General features: G+C 67.9%; 6 protein-coding genes. 2 read left to right on the top strand and 4 right to left on the bottom strand.

Annotated elements, in window-relative coordinates:
* Window positions 1-61 precede the first annotated feature (61 nt).
* The 4 genes from Q0066_RS07795 to Q0066_RS07780 are packed head-to-tail and all read right to left on the bottom strand — an operon-like array spanning window position 62 to window position 5,128.
* Complete coding sequence (locus Q0066_RS07795) at window positions 62-1,867, bottom strand: ABC transporter ATP-binding protein (RefSeq protein ID WP_298131739.1); 1,806 nt, start codon at window positions 1,865-1,867, stop codon at window positions 62-64.
* Window positions 1,867-2,664: an ABC transporter permease gene (locus Q0066_RS07790; protein WP_298131748.1), complete on the bottom strand. Its 798-nt coding sequence runs from the start codon at window positions 2,662-2,664 to the stop codon at window positions 1,867-1,869. Before Q0066_RS07790 ends, Q0066_RS07795 begins: the two co-directional genes overlap by 1 nt.
* 5 nt (window positions 2,665-2,669) lie before the next feature.
* Window positions 2,670-3,710, bottom strand: coding sequence for an ABC transporter permease (locus Q0066_RS07785; RefSeq protein WP_298131737.1), 1,041 nt, complete (start codon window positions 3,708-3,710; stop codon window positions 2,670-2,672).
* Window positions 3,707-5,128 (bottom strand): ABC transporter substrate-binding protein, encoded by a 1,422-nt coding sequence (locus Q0066_RS07780; protein WP_298131735.1) that lies wholly within the window; start codon window positions 5,126-5,128, stop codon window positions 3,707-3,709. The genes Q0066_RS07785 and Q0066_RS07780 overlap by 4 nt, the downstream gene beginning before the upstream one ends.
* Window positions 5,129-5,718: 590 nt before the next feature.
* Here Q0066_RS07780 and Q0066_RS07775 point away from each other — a divergent pair.
* Window positions 5,719-6,345 (top strand): alpha-ketoglutarate-dependent dioxygenase AlkB, encoded by a 627-nt coding sequence (locus Q0066_RS07775; protein WP_298131734.1) that lies wholly within the window; start codon window positions 5,719-5,721, stop codon window positions 6,343-6,345.
* Window positions 6,346-6,577: 232 nt separating this feature from the next.
* On the top strand, window positions 6,578-7,233 hold a 656-nt coding region (locus Q0066_RS07770), incomplete at its 3' end, for an amino acid--tRNA ligase-related protein (protein ID WP_298131732.1).

The following is a 7,233-nucleotide window of genomic DNA, read 5'->3' as shown; positions in this document are numbered from 1 at the left end:
AGGTTTCGACAAGCTCAACCGGCGGTGGGTGCTTTCGACAAGCTCAACCGGCGGTAGGTGCTTAGTGCGAGGTGTCCATCCAGCGGTCCAGCGTCGGGGTGTTGGCCAGCAGTTTCTGGGTGTACTCCTCCTGCGGACGATCCAGGACGTCGGCGGCCAGCCCTGACTCGACCAGGCGTCCGTTCTGCAGCACCAGGATCCGGTCAGCGATCGAACGGACCAGCGCCAGGTCGTGGGTGACGAAGAGCATCGAGATGTGCCGCTCGGCCTTGATCGAGTTGAGCAGTTCGGTGATCGAACCCTGGATCGAGACGTCCAGCGCCGAGGTGATCTCGTCGCAGACCAGGATGTCGGGTTCCACCGCGATCGCCCGGGCGATCGCCACCCGCTGACGCTCGCCGCCGGAGAGCCGGTTGGTCCGCAGCGACATCGCCGACTCGCCCAACTGGACGTCCTCCAGCAACTGGGCGGCCCGCTCCCGGGCGGCCTTGCCGGTGGCCACACCGAACAGTTCCAGCGGCCGGACCAGGATCTGCTCGACGGTGCGGCGCGGGTTCAGCGACAGGTACGGATTCTGGAAGATGTACTGGACGCGGCGGCGCTGGTCGGCGGTGCGCTTGCGCGCCGCGGTTGCCAGCGGTTCGCCGTCCACCGCGATGGTGCCGTCCCAGTTGTCGTGAATGCCGCCGACACAACGCGAGATGGTGGTCTTGCCGGAGCCGGACTCGCCGACCAGCGCGACGACCTCCTGGACCGCGAGGTCGAAGTTGACCCCATGCACCACATGGCTGGTGCCGTAGAAGATGTCCAGATCGGAGACGGTCAGGATGATCTTCCGGTCACGCCGGGGGTCGGTGTCGGCGACCACCCGATCGGTCGGATCCCACGCCGGCAGGGCGTCGGTGCGAATGCATGCGGCGAAGTGACCGGGGGAGACCTCCACATCCGGCGGCTCTTCCGCAGAGCACTCCGGTACGGCGAAACTGCACCGATCGTTGAACCGGCACCCGGGCGGACGATTGCCCGGCGCCGGCGTGCGGCCGGGAATCCCGGTCAGCGCGAACGGACGATGCAGGTGCGGAATCGCGTTCAGCAGTGCACGCGTGTACGGGTGGCTCGGGTTGGTGAAGATCTGCTTGACCGGGCCGATCTCGGCCAGCCGCCCGGCATACATCACCGCCACCCGGTTCGAGATGGTGGCCACCACCGACAGGTCGTGGGTGACGTAGAGGGCGGCGACGTCGAACCGGCGGCACAGCTCCTCCAGGGTGCGCAGCACCATGCCCTGGGTGGTGACGTCCAGGCCGGTGGTGGGCTCGTCCAGCACCAGCACCTGAGGCCGGGGGAGGAAGACCATCGCCAGCGCCACCCGCTGCACCTGCCCGCCGGAGAGCTGGTGCGGGTAGCGGCGCAGGAACGCCTCGTCGTTGGGCAGTCCGACTTCGGGCAGGATCTGCCGGATCCGTCGGCCACGTTCCTCGGGGGTGCCGATGTCGTGCAGGTCGAGCAGTTCGCGCAGCTGGGCGCCGATCCGGATCGACGGGTTCAGCGCCGAGCTGGGATCCTGTGGCACATAGCCGATCGTGACCCCGCGGATGGCGCGCACCTGGGCAGGTCCGAGTTCACGCACCTTGTGCCCGGCCACTTCGATGTCGCCGCCGGAGATGGCGGCTCCGGTGCGGGCATAGCCGAGCAGGGCCGTGCCCGTGGTGGTCTTGCCCGAGCCGGACTCGCCCACCAAGCCGAGGATCTCGCCTGCTTTCAGGGTCAGGTCGACGTGGTCGACGACGTCCACGCCGCGGGCCGGCAGGCTGATCCGCAGGTCCTCGACCCGGCAGCGCAGCTCCTCGGTGACGGTCTGGCTCATCATGCCCCCTTCGCGGCCCGCTGGCCGATGCCGTCGGCGATCAGGTTGGTCCCGATGGTGAACAGGCCGATCAGGATGACCGGCGCCAGGACGCCCCACGGCTGCACCAGCAGCGCCAGCCGGTTCTCGTTGGTCATCTGTCCCCAGTCGGCCGCGTTCGGGTTGCTGGCGAAACCCAGGAAGCCGATCGCGGCCACGGTGCCGATCGAGTAGGTGAGCCGCAGGCCGGTCTCGGCCAGCAGCGGCACCACCAGGTTCGGCCCCAACTCGAACATGGCGATCCGCCAGCGCGGCTCGCCGATGGCCTCGGCCGCGGTGACGAAGTCGTTGTTCACGTACGACAGGGCGACGCCGCGGGCGACGCGGGCCACCCGCGGGGCGTGCGCGATGCCGACCAGCAGCACGATCATCCACCAGGTGGGCTGCTCGACGGCGCTGAGCACCACCAGGGCGATCAGGATCTGCGGGAAGGCCAGCAGCACGTCGTTGCCGCGCATCAGCAGTTCGTCCAGCCAGCCGCCCACGTAGGCAGCCGTGACGCCGACGACCAGGCCGAGCGCCACTCCCAGCACGGTGGCGAGCACGGCGATCATCAGCACCGACTGGCCGCCGTACAGCACCCTGCTGAGCACGTCCTGGCCCAGGTAGTCGGTGCCCAGCGGGCCGCCCTCCATGGTGAACGGCTTGCCGACGATCTCGTTCTCGCCGTACGGCGCGAACAGCGGCCCGAGGATGGCCAGAACCACGACCACCAGAGCGATGATGGACCCGGTCAGAATGCGCGGGTCGCGCAGCATGCCCTTCACTTGACCATCCCCGTTCGGGCTCGCGGCGTGAACAGGATCGACAGCACGTCGGCGATCAGGTTCACCACGATGTAGACGGCGGCGATGATCATCGCCAGCGCCTGCACCATCGGGAAGTCGGAGTTGCGCACCGAATCGACCAGGGTGGCGCCGATGCCCGGATAGTTGAACAGGTACTCGACCAGCACCACGCCGCCGACCAGCCAGGCCAGCTGCAGCGCGGTCACCTGGATCGTCGGGACCACGGTGTTCGGCAACACGTGCCGACGCAGCACCAGGCCTTCGGGTACGCCTTTGAGCCGGGCAAGTTCGACGTAGTCCGAGTCCATCGCCTCGATCATCGTCGAGCGCAGGATCCGGGCCAGATAGGGCACCACCGCGATGAGCAGGGTGGCCACCGGCAGGATCATCGACGCCGGACGATCCCAGGGCGCGCCGCCCACCGGCATCACGGTGACCGCGGGCAGCCAATGGAAGACGCTGGTCGAGAACAGTGCGACCAGCAGGATGCCGGTGACGAACTCGGGCAGTCCGGCCAGGGCCAGGGTGACGAACTGCAGGCTGTTGTCCAGCGCCCCGCCGCGCCAGCGCGCGGCCAGCATGGCCAGGCCGATCGAAGTCGGGATCATGATGACAGCGGTGACCAGCACCAGGAAGGCGCTGTTGATCACCCGGTCGCCGATCAGTTCGGCCACCGGCAGGCCGTTGGCCGCCGAGACGCCGAGGTCGCCGCGCAGCAGGTCGCCCAGCCACATCAGGTAGCGCTGCCAGGTCGGAAGATCGAGGTGCAGCAGCTGTTCCAGCGCCGCCACCCGGTCGGGACTGACGTCGTAGTCCTTGCCGAGGATGGCCCGGACGGGGTCGCCGAGCGCGTTGGTGGCGAAGAACACGATGATCGACACCGCCAGCAGGGTGAGGATCGCCAGGCCGAGGCGACGCAACAACCACTGCGTCCAGGCGCGGGCCGGGCTGCCCACCCGGCGGGTCGGCAACTCGGGCAGCTCCTCGACCAGGGCCTCCTGTTCGACCGCGCTCATGGCATCACCGGCCTGACCCGGTTGAACCGGAACGCGGAGACGGGTTGCTCGCGAGCGGGCTCGAGCCCGGTGACGAAGCTGCTGTAGGCGTCCACCTGATTCTGGAAGCCCCAGATGATGTAGCCACCCTCATCGAACTCGATCCGCTGGGCGTCCTGGACGAGGCGACGTCGGCGCGCCGGGTCGACCTCACGCTGCGCAGCCTTGATCAGGCCGGCGAACTGCTCGTTGAAGAAGTGGGTCTCGTTGTAGGGCGACGCTCGCAAGGACGAGGCGGCTGCCTGCGGCAGATAGAGCCGGGTGCTCCAGAAGTCCTGGGCGAAAACCCAGGAGAGGTACTGGTCGCCGAAGAAGATCCCGCCGTCGACCTTGTTCAGCCGGACGTCGACACCGGCCGCCTTGGCCTGCTGGACGAACAGACTGGCCGCCTCGACCGCGCCCGCGCCGACGCCGGTCGAGGTGACCAGTTCGACCTGCAGGTCCTCGTAGCCGGCGGACTTGAGCAGCGACCGGGCCTTCTCGATGTCGGGCTTGCGCTGCGGCAGGTCGTTGCCGATGTAGTCGGGGTCGAACGGTCCGTACAGGTCGTTCGCGACGCGTCCGAAACCGTTGAACGCCTGGTCGATGATCTGTTGCCGGTCGACGATCAGCCGCATGGCCTGCCGGACGCGGTTGTCGCTGAACGGTTTGGTGTCCACCCGCATGGTGAACGGCACCCAGCCGCCGGTCTCGGAGACCAGGGTGTTGGCGCCCTGACTCTCGATGGCCCCGGCCAGGTAGGTGGGCAGGTTGTCCAGCGACTGCACCTGCCCGGCGAGCAGCGCGTTCACCTTGGCGGCGTCGTCGCTGAAGTTGAGGATCACCAGCTCTTCGAAAGTCGCCTTGATGTCCCAGTAGTCGTCGAACTTCAGGAACCGGCTGCGTTGCCCCGGCACGAAGATGTCGTACTTGAACGGGCCGGTGCCGATCGGGTGCTTGAGGTCGAAGTCCTCCGGGACGATGCCCAGCGCATAGCCGGCCATCACCGCGTCCAGGATCGCGTACGGCGACGTCAGCTTGAGCCGGTAGGTGCGGCCGTCGAGCACCTTGCTGCCGGCGAGGTCGGCGATCGCGGCGATGTCCGAGGCCTGGGTGGCCGGATTCTTGGGATTGAGCATCCGCTCCATGCTCGCCTTGAGGTCCGCCGCGCGCACCGGACGTCCGTCGTGGAAGCGGAGATCCTTCCGCAGCCGGAACGTCCACTCGGTCGCGTCGGCGTTGTGCTCCACCTCCTCGGCGAGCCCGTTCTCGATCTCGAAGGCCGAGTTGAACCGCATCAACGGCTCGAAGAGCTGCCGCACGCGGGCGATGTCGGGGTAGCTCACCGGGAAGTGCGGGTCGAGGGTGTCCTTCAGCCCGCCGCCCGTGGTGGCGTGCACCAATTGCAGATTGACCGTATCGGACGACGGTGCTGCGCAGCCGCTCAGACCAAGAGTCGCACCGGCTACTGAAGCGGCCCCCAACTGCAGAAATCGTCGTCGATTCATCCCCGTTGAACAGACCTCGCCAGGATTCGAATTCATCGTCACCTCCGTCAAGGTTGTCGCCAACCTAGGCCACAACGCGCTCGATGTCACAACCTTGAGGGGTGAAGCGCGTGTCGACCGGCACCGATCCGACCCTGCCCGGCGAGCGGGGCGAGCGCGGAATCGTCGGCCGTCAGAGGCATGTTCGGACTAGGACGATGGCCGAAAAAATACGGATGACGTCACTATATGACGTGATGTTGCGTGAGGATTTTGCGTAATCCTGTGTGATTCCGGAATATCTGCCCGTGGCTGGATGGAGCTGTCGCCGGCGAGATTCCGCGCGTCGGAAGGAGCTGTGATCCATCCCGCCGGCACGGGAAATCCTACGGCGGCGTCGATCGGGCTGCGGTGGTCGCCGATGCGGGTATTCCCCGGAGAATAGGGGCGGGCGACTGAGGCGATATTCATACAGATGTTTGAAAACGTGCTAGTGTCGGCGTATGTCGCTGGACTTTCAGGCGGGTCTGTTCGGTGCGGGGGCGGTCGCGGTTCCGCCGCTCGCCGGACGCGTCCGGCGTGTTGCCCTGAGCAGGGGAGCATGGGTCGACCTGGTGCCCGGCTGGGTTGAGGGTGCTGACGAGGTGTTCCCGCGGCTGGCCGACTCGATCCCGTGGCATGCCGAGCGTCGCGAGATGTACGACCGCACCGTCGAGGTGCCGCGGCTGCTGTGCATGTACGGGGTGGGGCAGGAGCTGCCCGACCCGGTGTTGGCGCAGGCCCGCGACGAGCTCAACCGTTACTACGCCGCTGAACTGGGGGAGGAGTTCGTCACCGCCGGTTGCTGCTACTACCGGGACGGTCGCGATTCGGTGGCCTGGCACGGCGACCGGATCGGCCGCAGCCGCACCGAGGACACCATGGTGGCCATCGTGTCGTTCGGCTCACCGCGTCAGCTGTCGCTGCGACCGGTCGGTGGACGGCTGCACGGCTCCTATCCGCTCGGTCACGGCGACCTGATCGTGATGGGCGGTTCCTGCCAGCGCACCTGGGAGCACGCCATCCTCAAGACGGCCCGGGCGGTCGGCCCGAGAATCAGCGTCCAGTTTCGTCCCCACAACGTCTTTTGATTCGTCCGAGCGAGGCGTCAGGCCGGATGCCCGCACACCGCCCGCGCCGGCTCGTCGTGGGATGCTGCCCGCGTGCCCGGCCTGGAGAGGATCGCGTTGCGGCGGTCGTCGGCGGCCACTGCCGAAGTGGTCGGTGCCTTCTGTGCCCGTTTCGACGCATCCGCGCCCGCCGTCATAGGATCGAACGGACGCGCCCGCACCGTCTATGCGGGGCAGAGAAAGGAACATCGTCATGCTGCGGACCCATACCGCTGGAACCCTGCGCGCCTCCGACATCGGAGCGACCGTCACTCTCGCCGGCTGGGTGGGCCGGCGTCGCGATCACGGCGGTGTCGCCTTCATCGATCTGAGGGACGCCTCGGGTGTCGTCCAGGTCGTCGTCCGGGACGAGGTGCTGGCTGCGTCCGGCGCCCACGAACTGCGCAACGAGTACTGCATCCAGGTGATCGGCGAGGTCGAGGCGCGCCCCGAGGGCAACGCCAACCCCGACCTGCCCACCGGTGAGATCGAGGTCGCGATTCGCGAACTCGAGGTGCTCAACCCGTCCGCGCCGCTGCCGTTCCAGATCGACGAGCGGGTCAGCGTCGGCGAGGAGGCCCGGCTCAAGTACCGCTACCTCGACCTGCGCCGTCCGGCCCCGGCCCGTGCCATCCGGCTGCGTTCCCAGGTGAACGCCGCCGCCCGCCGGGTGCTCGAGGCCCGCGACTTCGTCGAGATCGAGACCCCGACGATGACCCGCTCGACCCCCGAGGGTGCCCGCGACTTCATCGTGCCGGCCCGGCTCGCGCCCGGCTCGTGGTACGCCCTGCCGCAGTCCCCGCAGCTGTTCAAGCAGCTGCTGATGGTGGCCGGCATGGAGCGCTACTACCAGATCGCCCGCTGCTACCG

This window comes from Micropruina sp. (genome assembly GCF_027492755.1).
Lineage (GTDB): Bacteria > Actinomycetota > Actinomycetes > Propionibacteriales > Propionibacteriaceae > Micropruina.
This window is presented reverse-complemented; position numbering and strand designations above follow the sequence as displayed.